The 24,579-nt window shown below is 44.7% G+C and carries 6 protein-coding genes; 1 reads left to right on the top strand and 5 read right to left on the bottom strand.

Annotated elements, in window-relative coordinates; genetic code table 11:
* Positions 1 to 40 precede the first annotated feature (40 nt).
* The gene (locus tag EDD57_RS07935; RefSeq protein WP_131848922.1) at positions 41 to 7,348 is read right to left on the bottom strand and encodes a non-ribosomal peptide synthetase; all 7,308 of its coding nucleotides are present in this window, start codon (positions 7,346 to 7,348) and stop codon (positions 41 to 43) included.
* A 325-nt stretch (positions 7,349 to 7,673) separates the two neighbouring features.
* Here EDD57_RS07935 and EDD57_RS14385 point away from each other — a divergent pair, with 325 nt between their 5' ends.
* A complete protein-coding gene (locus EDD57_RS14385; RefSeq protein WP_165873715.1) occupies positions 7,674 to 7,847 on the top strand; it encodes a hypothetical protein in 174 nt (57 codons plus the stop codon).
* A gap of 103 nt (positions 7,848 to 7,950) precedes the next feature.
* On the opposite strand, the gene EDD57_RS07930 is transcribed toward EDD57_RS14385, so the two are convergent.
* From EDD57_RS07930 to EDD57_RS07915, 4 genes are read right to left on the bottom strand one after another with little or no spacing between them, the layout of a single operon-like run.
* Positions 7,951 to 11,331: a non-ribosomal peptide synthetase gene (locus EDD57_RS07930; RefSeq protein WP_131848921.1), complete on the bottom strand. Its 3,381-nt coding sequence runs from the start codon at positions 11,329 to 11,331 to the stop codon at positions 7,951 to 7,953.
* Positions 11,332 to 11,361: 30 nt separating this feature from the next.
* The gene (locus EDD57_RS07925; RefSeq protein WP_131848920.1) at positions 11,362 to 18,609 is read right to left on the bottom strand and encodes a hybrid non-ribosomal peptide synthetase/type I polyketide synthase; all 7,248 of its coding nucleotides are present in this window, start codon (positions 18,607 to 18,609) and stop codon (positions 11,362 to 11,364) included.
* Between the two features lie 29 nt (positions 18,610 to 18,638).
* Positions 18,639 to 20,063 (bottom strand): aminotransferase class I/II-fold pyridoxal phosphate-dependent enzyme, encoded by a 1,425-nt coding sequence (locus EDD57_RS07920; RefSeq protein ID WP_131848919.1) that lies wholly within the window; start codon positions 20,061 to 20,063, stop codon positions 18,639 to 18,641.
* A 29-nt stretch (positions 20,064 to 20,092) separates the two neighbouring features.
* The gene (locus EDD57_RS07915) at positions 20,093 to 24,562 is read right to left on the bottom strand and encodes an amino acid adenylation domain-containing protein (protein ID WP_243649493.1); all 4,470 of its coding nucleotides are present in this window, start codon (positions 24,560 to 24,562) and stop codon (positions 20,093 to 20,095) included.
* Positions 24,563 to 24,579 lie beyond the last annotated feature (17 nt).

The raw sequence follows: 24,579 nt of genomic DNA, 5'->3' as shown, positions 1-24,579 counted from the left end.
CGGGTGGAGTATAACCCCACCCAACACTTCTGATAGGAAACTATTTTTTACTTCTAGTGCGTCGTTCTACCTTTTTGAAGGAAGTGCTACTCGTCGGCTGCAAATCTCGTTTCGACTCTACTAACTGAGCCAAGGAACGAATCGTAACCGCCTGGAATAATTCTCGAAGGTTAAATTGGATCCCAAATACCTTCGTCAGTCTGGTAACTGTTTGAGTCGCCTTTAGTGAATGACCGCCCAGATCAAAGAAATTATCCGTAACACTGATTTCATCCAGTTGTAAAATCTCTTTCCAGATTGCTAGAATCTCTTCTTCGGTTTTGCTTTGTGGTAATACGAAATCTCTTTGGCTTTGAAGATTCAGAGTCGGCTCTGGCAACGACTTCTTATCGATTTTTCCACTATTCATGAGTGGCATATGGCTGATAAACATGTATTGTTGCGGAACCATATACTCAGGCATGAATTGTTTGAGGAAGCTTTGAATCTTCTCTGGATCCACATACTCCCATGTATAGGATGTGTCCGAGTTAACCGGATGCTCCATCCACACACTTGGATCCCAGTATTCTCCGATACCTTGCTCCAAGTCGACCTGCACAGGTTGCAATGCATCTGGTACCGAGTAAGAGCCACTTTGTGTAAACGAAGTCCCTGTCCATTGCCCCCAATCGGCGACACTTGCTTTTACATATTGAGATTGGGTTGCCACTTTGAGGATTTTTCCGCCCACACGTTCATGTGTACGTAGCCAGTTATCAACCGGTAATCCGTCTTCGCGGCACAGCTCGCTGTACTCTGTAAAGCTGAGATCTGGGTAAGCATGTTTACCTGTTGGACGCACCGGTACGATCAAACGCTTTAATCCGTGTCCAAGTGCCAATTGCTTAAACGCTTTTACCAACATAGCGGCGAGCCCTTTTCCTTGATACATCTCGTCTACCACTCCAGCAAGAACGAGTAACGTATTCGGTTCCACACCCGTTTCCGCATCCGTAAAGCCCTTCACTAAACCAGCATCCCAACCTTGTGGTAAGCCATCGTTCGTACCGTCCCAGTAAATCGGAACTGTATTTCCGCCTGCTACCACATGTCCTGCTTGGTCGATTAACGTAAATTGATACTCCGAAAATTGGTGGAACAGCTTTGGCCAATATTCACGCTGTACTTCTTCTCCCGCAAAATAAGCCGGCCATGCTGTCAAATGAAGCTCGTCCATACGAGGCTTTAAGCTTGGGATTTGAGAGAGTGTGTATAGTTTCAGCTTCTCTTCGCCCACTTGAAGCGGAGTCCCCTCTTGGTCTAGCTCTACATAGGCAACCAGTCCGTCCATTCGCTCATCTTTCATATGAATGACCGCACAGTTGGTTATGGAATCATGCGAAGATAGCCAATTTTCCACTTCTTCAAGCTCGACTCGATTCCCGCGCACCTTCACTTGGTTATCGATACGACCCAAGTAGACGATGTTTCCATCCTCGAGATATTTGGCGACATCCCCTGTCTTATACAGACGTGACTGAGGATCTGTAGAAAATGGATCTGGTACAAAACTTCGATTCGTCGCATCCACATCATGCAAATATCCACGAGCTAAACCAGCTGAAGCAACATAGATTTCACCTGGCACCCCTACTGGCACGAGATTCATCTGCTCATCTAACAAGTAGACTTTTGCATTGCCGATTGGCTTCCCGATTGGAACCACATTGCCTTCAAATGGCTCGTTGCAATCAAATGTAATCGCATCAACGGTCACCTCTGTCGGACCATAATGATTGCTTAGATGACAGGTAAATTGACTGCTAAATTTATCGCGCAACTCTCGTGTAAGTACCGCACCCCCACAAATGACATAGCGTAGCGACGGGGTTTGCGGGAACTCGCCATTCTTTCTCGCATTTACGAACGCTTCCAGCAATACCGGTACAAATTGGAGAATGGTAATCTGATGCTCTGCCACTAATTGACCCATTGCAACTGGATTCTTCAGCTCATCCTTGTTTGGAATAACCACCTTCGCTCCAAACATCAACGGCCAAAACGTTTCCAGAAGGGATGCATCAAAGGTATACGGAGTCATAAATAGCGTTGCATCTGCACTAGTAAGTGAATATTTCCGTCCACTCCACTCGAATAAGCTGATAACACCCCGATGCTCTACTTCGATCCCCTTCGGCATCCCCGTGGTACCCGAAGTGAATAACACATAGGCCAACTGGTTCGAGGAAACAGATAGATCCAGATTTTGCTTAGACTTCTCCTCGATTCGCGAGCGATCTGTGTCCATTTGTACCATCTGTCCGCTAAATTCTACATCGTCACGACCAAATTCACTTGTCGTAATCAGCACTTCAATGCCTGCTCGTTCGATAATCGTCTTTTGGCGGTTGATAGGAAGCTCTGGGCTTACAGGTACATAGGCAGCACCTGCTTTTAGTACCGCTACGAGTGCGATGAGCATATCCGCCGATGACTCTAACGTAATCCCTACCTTATCTTCCGATTTCACACCCAGTTCATGTAGCAGATGCGCCAGTTGGTTCGCCCGCTCATTTAGCTCACGGTAGCTGAGAGTCAGATTTTGATGCTGAACCGCTATATGATCCGGCGTCTTCTCCGCCTGTTGTTCAAACTTTTCATGGATACAGATTTGCTCGCTATATTCACTATCGGTTTGATTCCACTCTTTGACGATCATGTGCTTCTCTTCGTCTGTTACTAGCGAATAGGCATGAAGTTGCTTTTCTGGAGTGCTTACGACTTGTTCCGTCAACAAGATGAATTGTTGCGCAATCCGCTCTGCCGTTGACTTCTTAAACAGATCAGAGTTGTAGTTCAAGTTGATTTCAATGCCACTTTCCAGCTCGTCAAAAGCAAAGGTCAAATCAAAGCGAGAGCTACTTTCGATAAAGTCATATAGTTTAAAGTTGCAAGTAAGCCCTTCAAACTGAAGACTCTTCAAGAGATCCTGTTTGTTATTTTGGAGTCCATACATGATCGTAAAAAGCTTCGAACGCGATAGATCCACTTCTGCTTCGATCTGCTCCACCACGAAATTGCTCGGATAGATGTGGTTATCGTATGCTTCGATTGCCGTTTGTCTACTTTGGGCAACCAGCTGTTCAAACGTCATCTCTTTTTCAATTAGGCAACGTAGTGGAATCGCGGTCGCAAATAAGCCCAGCATATTTTCTAGCTTTACATCGTCACGATTTTGAATCGGGGAGCCGAGGACAAAGTCCTGTTGACCGCTCAAACGATGCACATATAGGTTTAAAACGGCTAACAAAAACATGTACAAGGTGATATTGTTTTGCTGGCAAAAATCCGTAACCTGCTTTTGGAGTTCGGGATGGAATCTTCCTAGAATCGTGCCACCATTAAATGTAACCATCGGCGGTCTCGGATAATCGGTAGGTAGATCAAGCCCTTTCGGAGCATCCGCAAATTTCTTCAACCAATATTGGCGTTGCTCTTCTAGGTATCCTTCTTCAATCGAACGATTCATCCACTGTGCATAATCAACATAGTCGATCGCAAGTTCTGGCAACTGTGGCTCACGATTCATCACAAATGCGTTGTATAGCTCATTGAATTCCTTCATCAAGTTCATCGAGGATGTTTCATCCCAAATGATGTGGTGACTTACAAACATAAAGAGGAACTGTTTGCCTGGGAATTCTACTAATTTGGTATAAAACAATGGACCGGTCTCGAAATGAAACAATTGGTTCGCATGTGCATATGCTACTTCCTTCGTCACTTCGTGAATCTTCTCTTCTGCTACATGGGTGTAGTCTTCGTATAGATTTCCGATCCTCATCTCCATACTTGGAGCTACGATTTGGTACGCAGTTCCATTGTCATTGCGGAAAGAAGTGCGAAACACCGCGTGACGATCCACAATCGTTTGCCATGCGTACTCGAAGGCCTCTAGGTTCATATCACCATGGAACATCACATCGAAGCTGACATTATAAAATGGGTTATCTGGCTCAAGGTGGTGCAAGTACCACTCTGGCAACTGTACCGGGGCGAGAGTATATGCCTCTTGTTTTGGCATCGGTTGTAGCGGATTGTCGCTCATCTTCTTCGCATCGTCCGTGTCAGAGCTACTCGATTTCGCTATCTCTGTATCAATCACAGCCGATAACTCACTCAGTACTGGCGTAAGAAACACTTGCTGTAGCGCCATTTTGATTTGAAAGCGATCTCGGATTCGGTTAATCACTTTTACCGCACTAATCGAATGACCGCCGATATGGAAGAAGTTATCGTCCGCATGAATCTGTTCCAGTCCAAGGATTTCCTGCCAGATCGAAGCGATCTCTATTTCCGTTTGAGTCGACGGTAGCGCTACGCCACGCTTGGTCCCTTCTTCAATCTCCCATTTCTTCAATGCATTGCGATCTATTTTTTCACTTGTGAGAAGTGGCATGCGTTCGATGCGGATGATATGAGTGGGAACCGTATAATATGGCAAAATGTCGCGTAGGTAGCTTTGTAATTCATTCGTTTCAAGCAACTGTTTACTCGTATAGAACGCAACTAACGTATTATCACCGTCAGCGGCCTGCTTCACGATCACCGCTACCTCATCTACTTGCGGATGGTTGCCAATGGCACTCTCAATCTCACCTAATTCAATCCGGAAACCACGAACCTTTACTTGGAAATCGATCCGGCTAAAGAATTCCAGCGATCCATCTGTCATCCAGCGGCCCAAATCGCCTGTCCGATATACACGGGAATGGGACGGGTCTACTGAAAACGGATTGGAAATAAATTTCTCTTGGGTTAGCTCTGCATTTTTCCAGTAACCATCCCCCACACCGATTCCACTAACCCAAATCTCCCCTTTTACCCCTACAGGAGCTAGATGATTATATTGATCCACGACATATAAGTTCAAATTAGCAAGTGGCTGTCCAACTGGGACGCGTTGTTCCGATTCAATCCGCTCGGACATGACATGTTGGGTTACATCATCCGAGCACTCGGTAGGACCATACGCATTCATCAACTTGATATGTGGGTATAGATCAAACCAACTGTTTACTAGCTTCACAGGAAGCTCTTCTCCAGTCGCAATCATCCAACGTAACTCTGGTAACTCCCGGTCTGATTGCGCTAACCCGCGAACCGTATCAAGAAAGGCAAATAGTAGAGTCGGTACGGTTTCAAGCACGGTTATCTTCTCTTTATGCAAATGCTCTAGTAATAAAGCTTGATCCCTAGCCACTTCGAAAGAGACGATGGAAGTCTTAGCACCAGCTAAAAGAGCAACAAGTGCTTGCCACACCGAGATGTCAAAGCTGACTGATGCATTTTGCACCACGACATCTTCAGCTCCGATACCAAGGCTTTCGAGCTTCGCGAATAAGTGGTTAATCATCCCATCATGACGGACTAAAGCACCTTTTGGGTTCCCTGTAGAGCCTGATGTATAAATCATGTATGCAAGATCTGTCGATGCATTCGCTATCTTCAGATTCTCATCGCTATACTCACTCAGATCTTGCTCATCCAGCGAAACCAGAGTTTGGATCATCTCACCCGCATGAGAGGTTAAACGCTCCACAAATGCAGATTGCGTCACTACTACCTTTGATTCGCTATTGCGGATAATGTAGGCAATCCGTTCATCCGGAAGATTGGGATCTACAGGCACATACGCAGCACCACTTTTGAAAATAGCGAGAATCGTTGTAAACCAATCCAGATTTCGCTCGCTTACAACCGCCACAAATTGATTTACACCTACTCCTTGCGAGCGTAGTAAATGTGCTAAGCGGTTCGCTCGTTCGTTTAGCTCCTTGTAAGACAGCTCTTCTCCTTCAAAACTGACCGCGATCGCTTCCGGTGTCCGCGCTACTTGTTCCTCAAAAAGTTGTTGCATCGGAACATGAACCGGATATGGACTCTTCAAATCATTGAATTTCTCTAAAACTTGTCTTTTTTCTTCGTCACATAACATGTCAATCTCACATACATTTTGCTCTGGATTCTCTACCACATGACTGATGAGTTGAACAAAATGACGACTTAAGCGCTCTATCGTTTCTCGCTGGAACAGAGCGGTGCAATATTGGATATAACCGTCGATCTTTCCTTCTGATTGGAATAACTCAAACGCAAAGTCAAATCCCGAGTAACGAATATGATCTAATGATTTTTCAAAGGAAAGAGTAAGATCCGAACTTACTTCTACTTCTGCATGTTTATCTGTACGAAGAGTATGCACTTCAAACATCACATCAAAAATCGGGTTACGACTTAAGTTCCGTTCCACTCCTAACTCTTCTACAATCCGGTCAAATGGATACTCTTGATTTGCATAGATCTCCAGCACCGATTGTTTAATCCGCTTTACAAAGTCTTGAAACGATTCTTCTCCCTTCACCTCATTACGCACAGGTAAAGCGTTAATAAAGCAACCGATCAAGTTCGATACCTCAGGATGAACACGCCCCGAGAGAGACGTTCCCACGATAATATCGGTATTCCGTGTGTATTTGCTAAGGAGCACATTAAAAGAAGCTAATAAAAACATATAGAGACTCACATCTAACTTCTCACACGCCGCTTTTAGCTTCTGCATCAACTCCCCTTCAATCTTGAGAGGAACCGTGTCTCCATCGAACTTTTGCATAGATGGTCTCGAATAATCGAGTGGGAAGTTAAGATCCGGTAGCTCACCCGCTAGGCGATTAAGCCAAAATTGGCGTTGTTCGTCCAGTTCTCCTCCGTTTAGCATCTCGTTATGCCAGTGTGCAAAGTCACTATATTGAATCGCTAGTGGTTCGAGTGGGTTTGGTAATTGGTTTACGTTCGCATGATAGAGCGCTGCTAGTTCGGACATGAAGACATCGATTGCCCAGCCATCAGCGATAATGTGGTGCGCTACGATGAGACACATGTGCTCTGATTCGGACAATTTATATAAAGTAGTACGTAGTAAAGGAGCTTCATTTAAATCGAATGGTTTGTTTAGTTCAGCTACGACTAAGCGTTGTAAGAAATCGCTTTGAGCGCTTCCTGTCTCCGTCGTGAGATCCACCATCAAGACGTTATAGTCAATGTTAGAGTAAATCACTTGTAACGGCTTGCCGTCTTCTTCGCGGAAGCAGGTGCGTAATGTATCATGACGATTGACTAGTTGGCTTAGTACTTGCCCGAAGTGGGCTATGTCTAGATTGCCTTTTAATGTGAATGCAGTGGATACGTGGGCCATCGCATTTACTTTTGCTTCTTGAACAAACTCGAGTTGTTCGGTGAACCAGAAACGTTTCTGGGTATGTGACAATTCATATTTACTGACTTCTTGGTTGGTGCTGGTTAGCATGGTTGTCTTCCTTTCTGTTTCGCTTTGTTGCTTTGTTGGTTGATTTAAAGAAAGAGTTATTAGCCAGGTGTGGTGTAGTTGGCTCGGGGCAATGTGTCTACTCACAGCTCAAATAGTGAACCCGCGAGGATGTGGAAAAGCAAGTCCGCTGAGAGTAGACACATATGCCCCTATTCCAATTCTCATACTGGTTAACAAAACTTGATCAAATTACGATCTACGTAGTACGACACACTAATTTGGTTCACAGTTCCTGATTAAAACAACAAGCTTGCAAATCACCCAAACAACAGGCTTGTTGTTAACCATGAATTAGGATATAGGGGTGAGGAGAGTCTGTTCGATTACGGCGATGTTAGCGATCCTACTTAGCGTAGGGATCCGTAGTGTAGGGCGCTTTTGGTGCAACCTGTTTGAGCGTTCTTTGCGAGTTTTGCACCTGCCCGAGCGAAGGATCCCGAAGCGAACACCCCTACTTCCTTGCTGGATCGGTATCTGAGCAGGTATCGGGCAGACTCTCCGGGCCCTCGATCATCCAATCAATCGTTAACCAACAAACTCAAACTCATCCAAATCCCGATTCTACAAAAAACACACGGTCCCTAATCCGTTCCTATATCCTCATTCATAAACAATCCATTAACCACCGCTTCAACCCGCTTCTCTAACTGCCCACAAATCTCCCCAACCAGCGGCTGAATATGAGGGGGCTCAAGCATAGAGTAGTGATCTCCACCCGTTAACACATGTTTCACTTGTCCCTTGGTTAATCCCGACCATAAACCCACAATCTCTTCTGGCTTCACATCACCTTCAAGCAGACTGTCTTCTAGAGCTAAGAACAAGTGAATGTCAGCACGTATAGGACCTATAAGTTGGTACTGTCTCAGCGCGAGGCCGTTAATCGCGTTGATACGTAGTTTCGGGAGAGAAGTTTCCTCTTCTAGCACCCCATCAGACACTTCTTCGCTGATCAATTGCTGGCAGACTCGAAGTTGCTCTTCTTCACTTAGTTCGGCTAAACGGCTTTCGTCTAACCCTTGAAGTAATGCGTACCGAATGAGCGGATCACGTTCCGGGTCACAAGCTGGCAACTCTTCGTGGGAACGAGGTCTAACATCACACACAGCTAGATAAGCTACCGTTTCTCCTTGTTCCTCTAGTTGCCTCGTGATCTCATAAACGAGGATCCCTCCAAAGGACCAGCCCATCAGGTTATAAGGACCTGTTGGTGAGACTTGACGCATTTCCGCGATATATCGTTCCGCCATCTGCTCTACCTTTAGCTCCATTGGTTCCTCGTCATCGTAACCAAGCGCTTGAAAAGCATAGACAGTCCGTTTCGATTCAAACTCCTGAGCTAGATGGACAAAGTTGATAATTCCACCGCCTTGCCCATGAACCACGAACAATGGTGGGACTGCTTCGTCCCCTTCATTCAGTAAAATTAAGTTTCCAGAAGCATCGTCCGCATGAGATTGAAGCACCTCACACAACAAAGCCACAGTTGGATTTTTAAACAATACGGATAACGGTAAGCTTCTGTCGAATGTCTTGGTCACTTTATTCACTAACTGGAGCGCTTTAAGCGAATGTCCACCCATCACGAAAAAGTTATCTAACACACCGATCGGCTCTACTTGTAGCACTTCTTCCCACAGCTTCACCATGGTCTGCTCTAACTCGTTGCGCGGTGCTAAGTATGCTTGTTTGTCATGCACAGTAGAGGAAGACTGATTTGGCTCTGGAAGCGCACGACGATCTATTTTTCCATTTGGTGTTAGAGGGAGTTGATCCACTCTCACAAAAGCGCTTGGAACCATATAAATCGGTAGTCGCTTGGCAATCCACTCGATCAAATCCTCATTTGTCGCCTCACTACTCATCTCTACATACGCACACAGATATTTCTCGCCCTGACTATCTTCTTTGATTAACACAAGCGCGTTTTTAACCGCATCATGCTGTACCAGGCGATTTTCAACTTCACCTAGCTCAATCCGATAACCACGAATCTTCACTTGATGGTCGGCTCGTCCGATAAATTGGATGTTGCCATCCGGAAGCCACTTCACGATATCCCCCGTACGATACATCTTTGTCCCAGGTCGAAACGGATTCTCCACAAAGCGTTCTGCGGTAAGCTCTGGCTGATTCCAGTATCCTCTCGCTATCCCATCTCCGCCTACCCATAGTTCACCCGAAATCCCGCTCGAAACGGGTTGCATATCGGCATTCAAGACATACGTTTGCATGTTCGCCATCGGCCTACCGATTGGCACATTTGGATCAATGGAGCTCTTCGATTGATAAAAATAACCTGTACAGATAACCGTCGTTTCTGTGGGTCCGTAGCCGTTTAAGAGCATTAAATCTGGATTGAGTGCTACATAATTCTCGAGATGCTCCCTTTTAGGCGCTTCTCCACCTACAAACATCTTCGTAAGCGGAAATTTCCTACCGGATTCCATAAACTCGTCGTACAGTGGATTGAGCAACGCCGGTGGGATAAAGGCAACCGTTGTTTTCTTCTGTTCCATCGATGTCGCCAGACGCATCACATCAAACTTTTCACCTGCATACATCACGAGCGTTGCTCCTACTAAGAGGGGTAGCCACGTTTCAAATATGCTGGCATCAAACGAAATATTGGTACAGACAAGGAAGCGATCCTGAGAATCGATTTGACCGCTATATAACACTTCATGAGCTACCACCAAATGATGAACAGAGCGATGCTCAATCATGACCCCTTTAGGTGCCCCAGTGGAACCAGATGTATAAATCATGTAGGCTAGATCATTTGCCCCATTTTGAAGTGGTAGATTCTCTTTGCTTTCCTCACTCGCTCCCTTATCCTCAAAACAAATCCATTCACCAGCAAAATCGACTCCCGATAACAAACTCTTTTTCGTTAGCGCTATCAGACAGCCGCTATCCTCCAACATATAGTGGATTCGCTCAGCTGGATAATCGGTAGATAACGGAACATACATCCCGCCTGCTTTCGTCACGGCCAAGATGGCGACGATGAACTCAGTCGTACGCTCTAACATAATCCCAACTGGCTGATTCGCACGTACCCCTTTACCTCTTAGCACTCTCGCCCATTGATTCGCCACTTCGTTTAACTCACGGTACGTCATTTGACGACCTTCATCATCAACCGCGATCGCTTCTGGATGTAGCTCCACTTGATGCTCAAACAGCTCGGATAACGTCGCATGTTGATCGTAATCCACACCTGTATCGTTGCAATCCACGACCCATTGCTTCTTCTGGCTCTCTGTTAAGAGATCGATTTGTTGAACGGAAATCGAGGAATCGGCCAAGACTAAGCGTAGAGCCTGCATATAGTGCTCGAAGTACTGCTCAAGTGATGATTCCTGATACAGTTCTGGATTGTACAACCAGCGCGCCGATAAGACGCCATCTACTTTTCCAAACATCAGTGCTAAATCAGGAGCCTCTTCTTCGACGAAATCGGGATCATGAATATTGTCAAGCGACACAATCAATGTAAGCCAAGGTAGCCGCTCATCCCCACTTACTCCCAGCTCATCCAGTAGCTGAGCAATCGGGAATTCCTGATGTTGATAAGCTTCTGTCAAACTTCGTTTCGTCTCCAGAATCACTTGCTTCGCTGATTGGGCTGGTTCCAGTTTAGAAACAACTGGAACCAACTTCAGAGTAGGACGGTGCGACGGGACACCCACCCCTATTTCTTGCCGACCGCTATATTTATACAGCCAGATTTTCGTAACAGCGAGTAAGAATGTATACATTAATAAATCCGAATCCTTACAAACGCGAAGTAACGAAGTCGTCACGGCTGGATCTACTGATAAGGACAAACTTGCTCTCTCGAATACTATCTCCGTTGGTTTATAATCAGACGGTACATCGGGAAAAGCAGGTTCGCTCCGGAGTGTATCCAGCCAATACTGCTTTCGCTCCAACATCTCTTTGTCATAAACGATCATGTTGCCATCACACCACCTTTCTAAACTTCCTTATTGAATCGGCTTTGCTTTAGGGATCGATCTGACTTTTTGAGCTGTTTTCGGCTTTTGAAGGGATTCGAAAATATGCTGACTGAGTGCTTGTACACTGTCGAAACGGAAGATCGTATCCGCATCCATTTTCAAGCTAAACAAGTTCGATAACTCAACCATGATATCGATCCCTTGAATCGAATCCCCGCCCAGTGAGAAGTAGCTCTCATCAGGATCCAGTTCTTCGTCTTCTTCAAACTCGAGAATCTCTCTCCAGGTTTTGGTAACAGCTTCTACAATCTGATCGAGTGTCCAAGAAGCTTGGGCCTGTGATGTTTCTGGCTTCGTCTCTATTAACTGTGAATCGATTTCAAAGAAGGAGAGTCCACGAATTTCCTCGATATCTTCTTGGTTTAAACCACTTACAAAAGCAGGGCTTACATTGGCACCCAATACTGCATGGAACGCAGCTACCCCATCATTTCGACCAAATCCAAGAATGAGCGGCGATAATCGCTTAATTTTATCCACAGACGAATGATTCTCTTTCGCTCTCTGCACATCGCCCATCCCTGTGTTTTGCCATCCACCCCATTGGATCGAGATAAACCGTTTCCCCATTTGGCGTTGCAAGGATGTATAGCTGTCTAGAAATGCATTGGCACAAGCATACGGAGCAATCATTTTTTCCGAAAGAACCGCATCCACGGAGGAGAATACGAGGAAGAAATCGACGTAATGCTCTTTTAGCAACTGATCCAGAACAAGCGTCCCCTTCACTTTTGCTTCCATCACGGCTGTATAATCTTCCATCTTCGAATCTTGCAAGGAAACAGGCTTCCCTAACACACCCGCTGTATGGATCACCCCATCCACTTTGCCAAATCGCGCTGTTACATCATCCAACACTTTGTTCATCTCAACCAAACTAGCTACATCTGCTTGGTAGTAGACCACTTCTGAACCTAGCCCGCGAATCGCATCCATCGCTTCGGTTTGCTGGCTACTCAAGTCCTGCTCACTCGTTCGTCCCACGAGGATCATCGTTACGCTATGTCTCTTGGTGATAGACTGGCAAATCTCTTGTGCAATCCCGCCTGTTCCGCCTGTTACGAGATAGACTCCGCTTTCTCTGAACATCTCCCGCTTTGGCATCGATTCGATTGGCAGTCTTTTTAGCGTTTTCGTATATCGCTTTCCACCTCGGTACGCCACTTCCCGAATCACGTTATTCTTCGATACTTCCTCATAGATCATTTGAGCCATCGTATCGGAAGAGCTCTCATTCACATCGATACAATACGATTGAATTTGATCGTATTCCCGGTTCATCGTTCTACTTAAAGCAAGGGTAGAACTATGTAGCGGATTTACATAGTGGTCATTCGATCCCACCACAAATGCTTGTTGCGTGATAAAGAAGGTGTAAACAGGATGGTTCGAAGCTAGGGTCGCGATGCTTTGTACTAGGTTTAAAGTGGAATGGATCGAAGCGTCCAACTGCTCATCGTCCCACAGAGATCCATTTGCTAGAGAGATAGATTGGAGATGAGATAGGTCCATCACGGCTCCAATCGAAACCCCTGACTCTTGTAATTCCTTCATCACTCTCGTAAAATGCTCTTCTTCTCGCGGATTAATCTCCATTTGATCAACAGCGACACTTCGGTATTGCCTACCATACTGAAGCTGAATCACGCGGTGTCCATGATCTGTAAACTTCTCTACTAACGCACTATGATTAGTTCCACTATCCAGATCCGTGATGATTAAGACAGCACCCTTTAGACCACGTGGTGAAAGATTCGACGGTAATTCAGATACCGTCCACTCCAGATGATGCATCAATTCTTCATTTACCTTGATAGACTCTGTATGATCTTGGTTGAATAGAGACGATCCACCCTTTTGTTTCTTCTGCTCAAACCAGTACGATTTTCGTTGAAACGGGTAGGTTGGGAGAGAGACCGTTCTTCCCTGTTGAATCGCTTCAAATGAAAGGTTGTAGCCTGTTTGGTACAGATGCGATAGGACTGATAAGAAATCTTGCTCTTTCTGTTCAGGAGTAAACAAATCAAGTACTTCTACACCAGAATTAATCGCTGAAAAATTGCTAGTAGAAGGATTGCCTACCGATAAAACCAGAGTATCTTCGCCGTATTTGGACACAAGTTCCAACATAGCCAGACTCTTCTCGCTCACAACTCCCGATACCCCTGCACCTTTCATCGCATCGGCAAACGAACTTGTTCCTAGAATGAACTCTCTAGCTACTACTCCTATGCCTTCTCCCTCTAACTCTACTTCGATTCCTACCTTAGCTAGTAGATGATAGAGACTCGATACAAACGCTACATATTTCGCTTTCGGATCTTGCAAGTTTTCTAAGAGCTGCTGATGTTTGCTCGTCATGGATTCATCGATCCAGCCCGTTTGGCTTAGGTGATCCAATAAGTTTTCCATGCCCAGTTCATAGTCTGGAATCCATAGCACGACCTTCTTCGAACGTTTGACAAGCTTCCTAGCCATGACCTGCATCTCTTCCAATGCCTTAGATAACCCTTCTTTATCCCTTACAACCGTTGAAAAACGATAGGAATCATGGTTTCGACGGCAATTTAAGGTGTAGCTCATATCCGCTAGTTCAAGCTCTCGATCTCTCGATAGATCACGCTGTAGATCGCTTATTTTTTCCTGTAATACCTTCTCATTCGGAGCGGATAGCGTGATTAGATGTGCCTGACCCAAAACCGTTGGCTGTTGCTCATACTCCTCCACTACCACATGCACATTCGTTCCGCTTAATCCAAATGAACTAATCCCTGCTCTTCGTGGATGTCCTTCCGCTTTCTCCCATGTTTGAAGGCTTTGATTGATATAAACAGGAGAGTTTGCAAAGTCGATAAACGCATTTGGCTTCGCAAAATGAAGGGACGGCGGAAGCATGCCATGTTGCAAACTTAATACTGTTTTCACTAGACCTGCTAGACCTGCTGCACTATCCAAATGGCCCATATTCGTCTTCACAGAGCCCATGGCGATAAATTGCTTTTGATCGGTATAGGATTCATATGCTTTCCGAATCCCCTTCACTTCGATCGGATCACCCAACTTCGTCCCTGTACCATGTGCTTCGATATAGGAAATCGTCGTTGGATCAATCTTCGCATCTTGCCATGCGCGAACGATCGTCTCTGCTTGCGCATCAGGGCTTGGGGCTGTCATTCCATTGGATCTGGCTCCGTCTTGGACAACCGCGCTTCCTTTAATCACTCCGTAGATGTGATCCTGATCTGCTACCGCCTTTTCAAGTGGCTTGATCAAGATGCAGATACTTCCCTCGCCACCGATCGTTCCATCCGCATCGTCCGAAAACGCCCGGCATGTCTCCGTCGGCGATACAATCCCCGATCCCATCGCGATCTCTTTGCGAATATGGTCAATCTCGATATGAACGCCGCCTACTAGTGCCATCTCACATTCTCCGTAGCGCAATGCATTCATCGCTGAATGAAGAGCGACTAGAGAGGAAGAGCATGCCGTATCAATCACCATCGAAGGACCATTTAGTCCGAAATGATAGGAGACCCGACCCGCTAGATTAGCTGGTAGATTACTTGCTAACAGCTCATCCACTTTGACATCCACATGGTTCATGTAGCTCGGCATCACCGATCCCATAAACACACCTACGTTTTGATTTAGCAAGCTCTCACGCGGATAACCAGCATCTTCAATCGTAGAGTTGACAGTCTCTAGCATCATTCGTTGGTTCGGATCCATATCTTTTGCTAGCTTAGGCGAGATGTTAAAATACTGCGGATCAAACTGATCGATTCCTTCGATATAGCCATAACGCAAGTACTCTTTCGCCGGATTTTGCCCTGGATCAAGCTTTTTTCTTGATTCGGGAATTTCCTGAATGCTGCTTTTTCCTTGACGTAATAGTTCCCACCACTCGTTCACATCATCCGCACCGGGTAGCTTCGCACTAAGTCCGATAATCGCGATATCTCTCGTAGTCGTTGCTTCAACTAATTCCGCTCGTTCCTCCACGATGGAAGCAGGATCCTTCTCCACCGTTACCTCATTCGATTGATTCACAAAATCTGCCAAAGATGCGATCGTATTGTACGTAAACAAGTCGCTGATCTCCAAAGATAGATCCGGAATCACCTTTTTCAACTTATTGAAGACTCGCATGATTTGAATCGAGTTACCGCCTGCTTCAAAGAAGTTTGTATAGATTCCCACGTTCTCGAGACCTAAAACTTCCTTCCAGACCGCCACGATCTGTTCATCTAACTCATGACGTGCACTTGACACATCTTGCTCATCAGCCGATACAGCAACCTCCACCTGAGCTAATGCTTTTCGATCCACCTTGCCGTTTGGCGTGAGTGGATACGAATCCACATACTCGTAGTGCGTTGGGATCATATAGTCCGGTAGCTTATCCGCCAAGAATTGATTCACATCTTGTTTTGCTAGCTTCGATTCTGCTTTCAAAAAGGCATATACATCCATGCTACTACTGCCATTTTTACGAGCGATCACGACTGCATCGTTGATTTCCGGATGCTTCAGCAACACATTTTCAATCTCACCCAGCTCCACACGGAAACCGCGAATTTTAACCTGATTATCGATTCTCCCTACATACTCCACGTTACCGTCCGCTAACCAACGGCCCGCATCGCCCGTTTTATAGAGTCGGTCTCCCGAAATTCCGCTAAACGCATTCGCAATAAACTTCTCATTCGTCAGCTCTGGTTGATACAGATATCCTCTCGCAAGTCCCACTCCACTCACACAAATTTCCCCTGGAATGCCGATCGGACAGATACGTCCATGTTGATCTAAAATATAGACACGCGTATTATCTCGCGGCTTACCTACCAGTGAAATCTCATGCTCAGAGTTCCCATCAAAGTGATAGGTACACGTTTCCACCGATGCTTCAGCCGGACCGTATCCGTTAATAATTCGTCCATCTCGGTTTAAATACGTCCGACAATTCTTCACTAGCTCAATCGGCACATACTCGCTTCCTAAAGAAAGACAAGTTAAATCAGGCAACAGAGGAAGCTCGTCCGATTCATCAATCTGCTCAATCAACACGTTCATAATCACTGGAATCTCATCAATATTATTAATCCGATGCTGTTTTAAATAATCCAGATATTGACGAGCATCCTTTCTCACATCAGGGTGAAGCAAATGCAGCGTGCCTCCCGAAACAAGTGGCGGGAAAATCTGCTGAATCGAGCTATCAAAGGCAAATGAATTGGACAACAACACTTGATAACCTAAGCGATGCTCATATTCTTTTACAGCCCATGTAACAAACTCAACGAATGATTCCTGTTCAATCATGACCCCTTTCGGACGACCCGTTGAACCTGAAGTGTAGATGACATAAGCGAGATCGTTTGGCGAAGACGTAACATCCATTAACTCAACTTCTGCCTGATGTGGAACCTCATTCTCCTCACCGTCGAGCACAATCACATTGGAAATCATTTCACTCGAAGCACCTTGGAACTCTGCTGATGTGATCAATAACTGCGAACGACTATCTTGTAAGATGTACTCAATCCGCTCGCTTGGATAATGAGGATCAATCGGCACATACGCCGCACCTGTCCCCAGTGCGCCCATGATCGCTACCACCATATCAATCGACCAGTCCAGCTGAATCGAAACAACACTTCCTGGTGCAATCCCATAGCTCTGAAGTTTCCCTACCAATCGCTCTACCCGTTCAAATAACGCTTCATAAGTGATGCTCTCATCTTGAAACACAACTGCATTCATCGAAGGAGACTCTTTTACTTGCTCGGCAAAGAGTTGATATACCGTTTTATCATGCGGAAACGCTTGCTCCGTCTGATTAAATTGGAAAACCATTAGCTTCTTTTCCCACTCCGGCAGGATCTCCACGTTCTGAACCAGCTCATCCGGTCGGCTGATCATTTGTCTCAGTACCACTTGGAAATGTTCCGCCATCCGCTCCATCGTCTGGCGATCAAATAAGCCGTCCATGTAATCAAATTTCATTTTCGGCTCTCCCGCTAAGAGAAACGCTACTGTCAAATCATAGTTATTTAGCTCCCACTCCGAATACTGCGTAATGTGGAAATCGTGGTACGCACCCTCGAGCAATTTCTGATCAAGCGGGTAGTTTTCAAACACTAAAATATGATCAAAGAGCGATTCATTCCCACGAAGCTTGGCCGCTGAGTGGATATCCGTTAGTGGTAAGTACTCGTACTCTTTCATCTCGACAGCTTGCTTGTGCACCGCACTCATTAGCTCCGCAACCGTCTGCTCTGATTCAGTCGCAACCCGTACTGGAACTGTATTAATAAATAGACCCACAGTTTGATCGATCCCTTGTACCTCATCAGGTCGACCCGATACCGTTAGTCCAAACGTCACATCGTCACTGCCACTATAGCGTTGCAACATAACGCCCCATGCTACGTTGAGAATCGTATTAGGCGTTACACCATATTTCTTCGAAAAATCGCTTACCTCAGGCATGATCTCCGATAAAGATGTCACCACCGAATTCATATGGAGATTCGCTTCATTTTTATCATGCTTATACGGGAGTTTCGTGGTCGGCTCCCAGCTTAGTAGCGCTTGGTTCCAAAACTGTTTGGCTTTACTTGTCTCTTGCTGCCTGAGCCACTTCACATACTCTTTGTACTTGATCTTGGGCTGTGCTTTCTTCTCCACTTGATTGGACTGGAGCTGTCCGTATCTGGTAAACCATTCGCTTAAAAATACCCCAAGCGACCAACCATCCATCATAATATGGTGGAAGCTAATCAGCACACGGTACTGCTCAGTACCCACCTTACTTGCCGAAATCCGAAGCAACGGGCCCTTTGTCAGGTCGAAGCCTGTGCTCCGCTCTTCCTCATCCATTTGAACGATTCGCTCTTTCTGCTCCTGCTCGCGCAAGCCCGTCAAATCATGCTCCACAATGTGATGACTCATTTCACGTAGAATCACCTGTACCGGATGACCCAGCTTCTCCCATCTAAAAACAGATCGTAAGCACTCATTTTCCTGTACGACAAGCTGAAGCGCTTTTTCCAGATTGGGCACATGAAGCTGACCCGCTACTTCTAGTGCCACTTGTCCAACATACATTTGTTGCACAGAATCCTTTAAACAGTGATATAAAATGCCTTCTTGCGTGGGTGTTAACGTAAGAATGTCTTCTATTTTATTTGGTTGCACAGATTGTGCCATGAACGTTCTCCCTTCTCAATTTCTTGTCTCTATACATACTGGTGTGAATGAATCACTGCCTCTTCAATCTTCCGCAAATGGCGTATAATTTCATCCACTGGATCGTGAATCAAGGTAATGCGAAACCAGATATCATCTGGAGTGGATTGCATGCCAAACACATTCCCAGGAAGCACACCGATTTTGGCTTCATGGAATAAAAACTTGAAGAATTCATTATCATTCTGAAATGTATACTGTGGATTGATCTTGATAAAGAATACATTGCCAATATTTTGATTTGAATAATCGGAGAACACATGCGATTGCTCCACAAATTGAATCATTTGCTTCAATGCATCTTCCTGTACATCATCCGATTGCTTCAATCTGGACAAATACTTCGGATATAAATCAAGCGATTTCATCGTGTCAAAAAGCTGTTGTTTATCCACAGCTTGTCCCCATCCAAAAATCCCTTGAGAAAAATACTTCATATCCTCTACAGATGGCTCAGCTTCATTTAATGCTAGATATTTGAAGTACAAATTAAGCGTGAAATATACGAGAGATTGTGTATTTAAACTATTCTCCGTCGCTGAAATGACGTATTTATACTTATCCATTAAGGCAGGATCACCGAACCAGTAACCCGTCCGATAACCAGAGTAAAAGGGCGTATCCTTCGAGCAACCATATACTTTCACCACATAATCAAGTCGATCCGTCAGATTAAAAACTTCAGTAAATGGCCGGTTACGCGGAAACACTAAATCTTGATAAATGTTATCCACAACTAAGTAGATCTCATTTTCTTGGCACATATTTACGATTTTCTTTAATCCTTGTACATTTTCACCCTCATACGTAGACTGTGCTGGGTTATTCGGATATGTAATCACCACTGCAACTGTATTGGGTGTAATCGCACTTTGAATCTCTTCACATGTAGGTAAGAAATTATTCCCTTGTTTTGTATATACATAGACTGGGTTTACTTTGCCATGTAGATTAGATAATTGCGCCGTATACACCGTATAGTTCGGTAAAATCAGAATGACTTCTGGTGTTTCTACTTGATCCGTTTCACTCTTCACCTTCAGAATCGAGTTAATAACCCCATTCATCACATTGGTACAGCCATTCCCACAGCCGATACCCGCCCCACTTGCCAGCTGTTTCGCGATCTCCCCTCGATGCGGCTCTTGCTTGACGAGTCGTGCATACTCTAATGAGCGAATTAACTCATGCATTTCCGTATAACCATCTGGCGAGGTATATCCTGGTTCGATCGGATGGAAATCAGCTATCTCTTTCATTGTAAAAATCTCAGGAAACAACTGATTATTGAAGTTCATATTATCCAACACATCAATTTTTTCTTCACGATCAAACATCATGCTCCAATACTGAATTAACCGTTGATACATCTCCAATTTTTCAATATCTTGATTGTAGTAAGCATTAAGTGACAATGTAATATTCCTTTCATATCGGTATAGGTTTATATGCCAGTCAGCAAATCTAATTCCTCCTGACTTAGATTTACCATTTCAAAGTCCGAAGGTGTAAACTGAGTTTGCTCCTGATTACAACATTGCTTGAGAATCCCCTGCAAATGAGATAGCCATTGCTTCATAAAGGAGGCCATCGTCTCGGTGTGGAACTCGCTTTCGTTATACGTAATAGACAACTGTAGCTCCTGATTCACAATCATGGCCGTTATATCCATCACAGCCGTTAGATGATTCACCTGACCCGTCTCAGATCCAGATGATTCACTAGCAAAAGTAAAGAATTTTGGATAAGCCGTTGCATCAAAATCGCCTAAGTAATTAAAGCGAACTAATGGTTCGTTCCCATCCTGCAGACGATTAGACATATGTTTGAGAATCAGATAATCAAGCCCTTTGTTTGGAACCTTGCGTATCTGCTCCTTCATCGATTTCATCTGTGCAGAAAACTCTTCGTCTCCCACTTCCAGGAGAACGGGATACATACTAGTAAACCAGCCAATCGTCCTTGATAGATCAAGCCCAGGCGTAAACTCTTCACGCCCATGCCCTTCCATCTCGATGCAAACACGACTTTGATTCGTATGTTCCTTTATCGCTAGTGCAAGCGATGTAATCAACAACTCAACTGGTTCGGTGCGAAAAGCTTCATTGGCACTCGTCAATAACGCCTTTGTCTCTTCTGCATTCAACTTCTCTTGAACCTGAGCCACTTGCTGCAATTGATTTCCCGACATAGTAGCATCCGACGACGAGAACCCTGATGTTCTTTTCCCTATCGACTTCCAGTATTGAATCTCATCCTCTGTCAGATTTGCCACATAGGAATGTAATTCGTTTACCCAGTATTGATACGAATGGGTCTTCGGCAGTAACCCGTCTAATCGATTCGGATTTTCCAGTAGCGAAGCCATATCCCCCAGCAAGATTCTCCACGATACCGCATCCATAATGAGATGATGCGCAGTAAGTAATAATCGCTTCCCTTGCTCACCTAAATCAAAAACACACGCATCAATTAGTAGATCCTCTTCCAGATTCATCGTAGATTTCAGCTCAAGACCGAGTCGTTCCATCTCTGACTGCTGACTTTCATACGAGAGATGAGATAAATCGATTCTCGTAAGTTGAAATGGCCTACTCAAATGAGCTGCATTGTAAAACATCGTTCCATTCTCTCTGTTCACATTGATTCGTAGCGTATCATGTTGCCTAATCAGTACATCCATGACCGCCTCAATCTGATCTACTTTGACCTGCTCGTTCAGACTTAATAGAACCGATTGATTCCAATGATGATCCTCTGGAAACGATTGTGTGAAAAACCAGGATGCGATAGGAGATAAAGGAATCTCTCCATCTACAGCCCCCTGCTCGATCCTTTGCTCATTCTGGTCCAGCTCTACACATGCCACCATCTCATGAATCGCAGAATGAGCCAGTATATCCTTTGCCCGAACTTTCAAGCCCACCTGTTTTAGCTTTGAAGCAATCTGAATCGCTTTAATCGAGTCGCCACCTAATTGATAGAAGTCATCATGTAGGTGGACGGAATCCATTTGCAAAATCTCCTGAAGCACCGTAAGGACAAGTTCCTCCCGATCACCGACTACTTGATCTGGGTCTATCTCGATGACACTTAGTTCCCCCATCGGCAACTGGTTACGATTAATCTTTCCATTCTTCGTCAACGGAATCTGATCGATAAAGAGAAAGTGTGCAGGAATCATATACGCAGGTAGCACGTTGGCTAAGTCTTGCTTGATGGCGAGCGCTGGTATATCACCATCCACAGCTTTTACAAGGTAGGCATATAATTGTTTTTGACCTGTACTCGATACCCGATCGATCACCACCGCTTCTTTCACATACGGAAGGTTCATCAAGCGGTACTCAATCTCAGTCAATTCAATCCGATAACCTCTTAGTTTCACCTGCTGATCTTTTCGACCGATGTACTCAATCAGGCCACGATCTAGAAACTTCGCTAGATCCCCTGTCTTGTACATTTTCTTACCTGCACCAAATGGCTGATCAATAAAACATTGATCCGTTAAATCTGAGCGATTCCAGTACCCTCTGGCCACACCATCGCCAGAAATATACATCTCTCCTATACAGCCCTTGGGAACAGGCTTTAGCCTTTCGTCTAACAGATAAATCTGTACATTATCCGCCGGAATCCCAATCGGAACCGCAGCGTCTGTATCAGTAGAAGGATCAAATCGATGAATCATACAACCGACAACCGTCTCCGTTGGGCCGTATTCATTTAAAATCTCAATCTGTCCATGAAAGACATCTTGAATGCTCTGAGCAAGCGACCCTTTTAACTCCTCGCCTCCCACAATCAGCCTCTTGACCGTTGAATGCGGAAACGTCTTCTCTTGCAACAAAGACAAATGTGCTGGAGTCAATTTGATGATCGATACTTGGTTGTCTTCTAAGATATCGTAAAGCACGAAATTCTCATCATTTTCGGGGTAAACGCGAATTTGGTTACCACCTATTAATGGTGTAAAAATAGAAGTGACTGTTAAGTCAAAAGCAAGCGAGGAATATAGTGCAAAAGAATCATCAATCTCTTTCACATACATCTTTTGTGCCCACCAAACATAGTTCACTAAGCCCCTATGCTCGATCATCACACCTTTGGGTTTGCCCGTCGAACCAGATGTATAAATCATGTAGACCAAATCATTTGGAGAACATGTCACCTGTAGATTGGATGAATCACCCGTATACCATTGTTCATCTTGGAAGTTGATCACAGTTCCCATAAAGCCTACATCTTTCAGCACTTCCCGATTGGTTAAGAGAGCAGAAGCTCCGCTATCTCGTAAGATCTCTTCCATTCTGCCAGAAGCCGTTTGCACGTCGATCGGCACATAAGCGGCACCTGTTTTTAATATCCCTAAGATCGCTACAGGAAGATGGAGTGAGTGATCTGCAAAAATCCCTACGATGCTATCTCGTCCAATCCCACTCCCCACTAAAACACGCGCCAATTGATTCGCTTTCCTATTTAACTCTTCATAGGTCAAAGACTCATTCCGACAAGAAACTGCTATACGATTCGGGGTACTCTTTACTTGTTCTTCAAACAGTTCCGTCACCGTTTTATCTTTTGGATACTCAGCCTCTGTATGATTAAAGTCGTATACAAGCTCCCTCGTTTCCTCATCCGATAACAAGGTTAGATCCCCGATTGACACGTCCGGATTTTGTAAGATCTGCTCAGCCAGATATAACATTCGACTGTTCATTTGCTCGATATACTCATCCGTAAACATACTTGTCCTATAGTCGAAGTCTAGTTGCAAACTACCTTCTTCAGACCAATCCTTTACTACGATTTGCATAGGGAATAACTGATGGCCACTATAAAGCTCCTCAGGATCAAGCAATTGGTTATTCGCTTGGAAATTGTAGTAATTCACAGAAAGCTGAAATAAGGAATCATAGCCATGCTTCTTTAACTGAAGATCATTCGCTAGTAAATTATACGGATACTTTTGATGCATATAACTTTGCCGAATCTCTCGTTTCACCGTCTTCAGATATTCGGATACAGAAGAATCCACATCGATCTCACACCGGAGCGGCATCGTACTGGTAAACATGCCAACCGTCTCTTTCTCTCTCTTACCTGAGCGGTTATATACCGGTGTACCCATCACAATATCTCGTCGCCCTACCATCTTATGTAAGTAGACTTGCAACAACATAATGTACCACTCGTTAAGAGAACACTGAGCCTTCTCCGCTACCGCTTTCATTTTCGCCGAAAGAGAGGGATCGATCATAAACGATTTCCGCTTCCCTTCATACCCTTGATTCTCAGCAAAAAGAAGCTCTGGCAATGTTTCAAACTTCTTCATCCAAAACTCTTTATTCTTCACCAGTCTTTCAGACTGTAAATATTGTTGTTCCTTTGCAATGTAATCGATATAGGATCCTGCTGTGTGCTCCGATTCGATCCCTTTATACATTTCGTAAATCTGCTTAGCCAAAATGTGAATGGACCAGCCATCGAAAATCAAATGATGAACCTTCACAAATAATCCATAGCATGATTCACTCATTCGATAGATTGCTAAATAAAACAAATCGTTTCTTATCATTGAAAACGGCTTTTCTATTTCTTGCCGGATCCACTGATCAAGGCGTAATGACGGATCCTCATCCTGACTAAAATCGAAAAAATCAATTTTATTGAGCGTAAAATTACTTACAGTTTGATAAACCTCTTCATCTTCCTCGAAAAAGTGTAATCGGAATGAATCATGTTTCCTCAAAAAACGGAGAATCGTTTCTTGTAGATGAGATAGATTGATTTCTCCTTTTAATTCAGCTGTACCACAAATATGGTGCAGAGGAGAATCCGAAATAAGCTTTTCAATATACCATATTCTCTTTTGAGGATGCGTCAGTGGAAAACGGCTTCCTTCTTGGAACATCACGTACTTAATCACCT

Source organism: Baia soyae (assembly GCF_004341445.1).
In the GTDB taxonomy this organism is placed as follows: domain Bacteria; phylum Bacillota; class Bacilli; order Thermoactinomycetales; family Thermoactinomycetaceae; genus Baia; species Baia soyae.
Note: the sequence above shows the minus strand (reverse complement) of the source record. Positions and strands in the feature narration are given on the sequence as shown.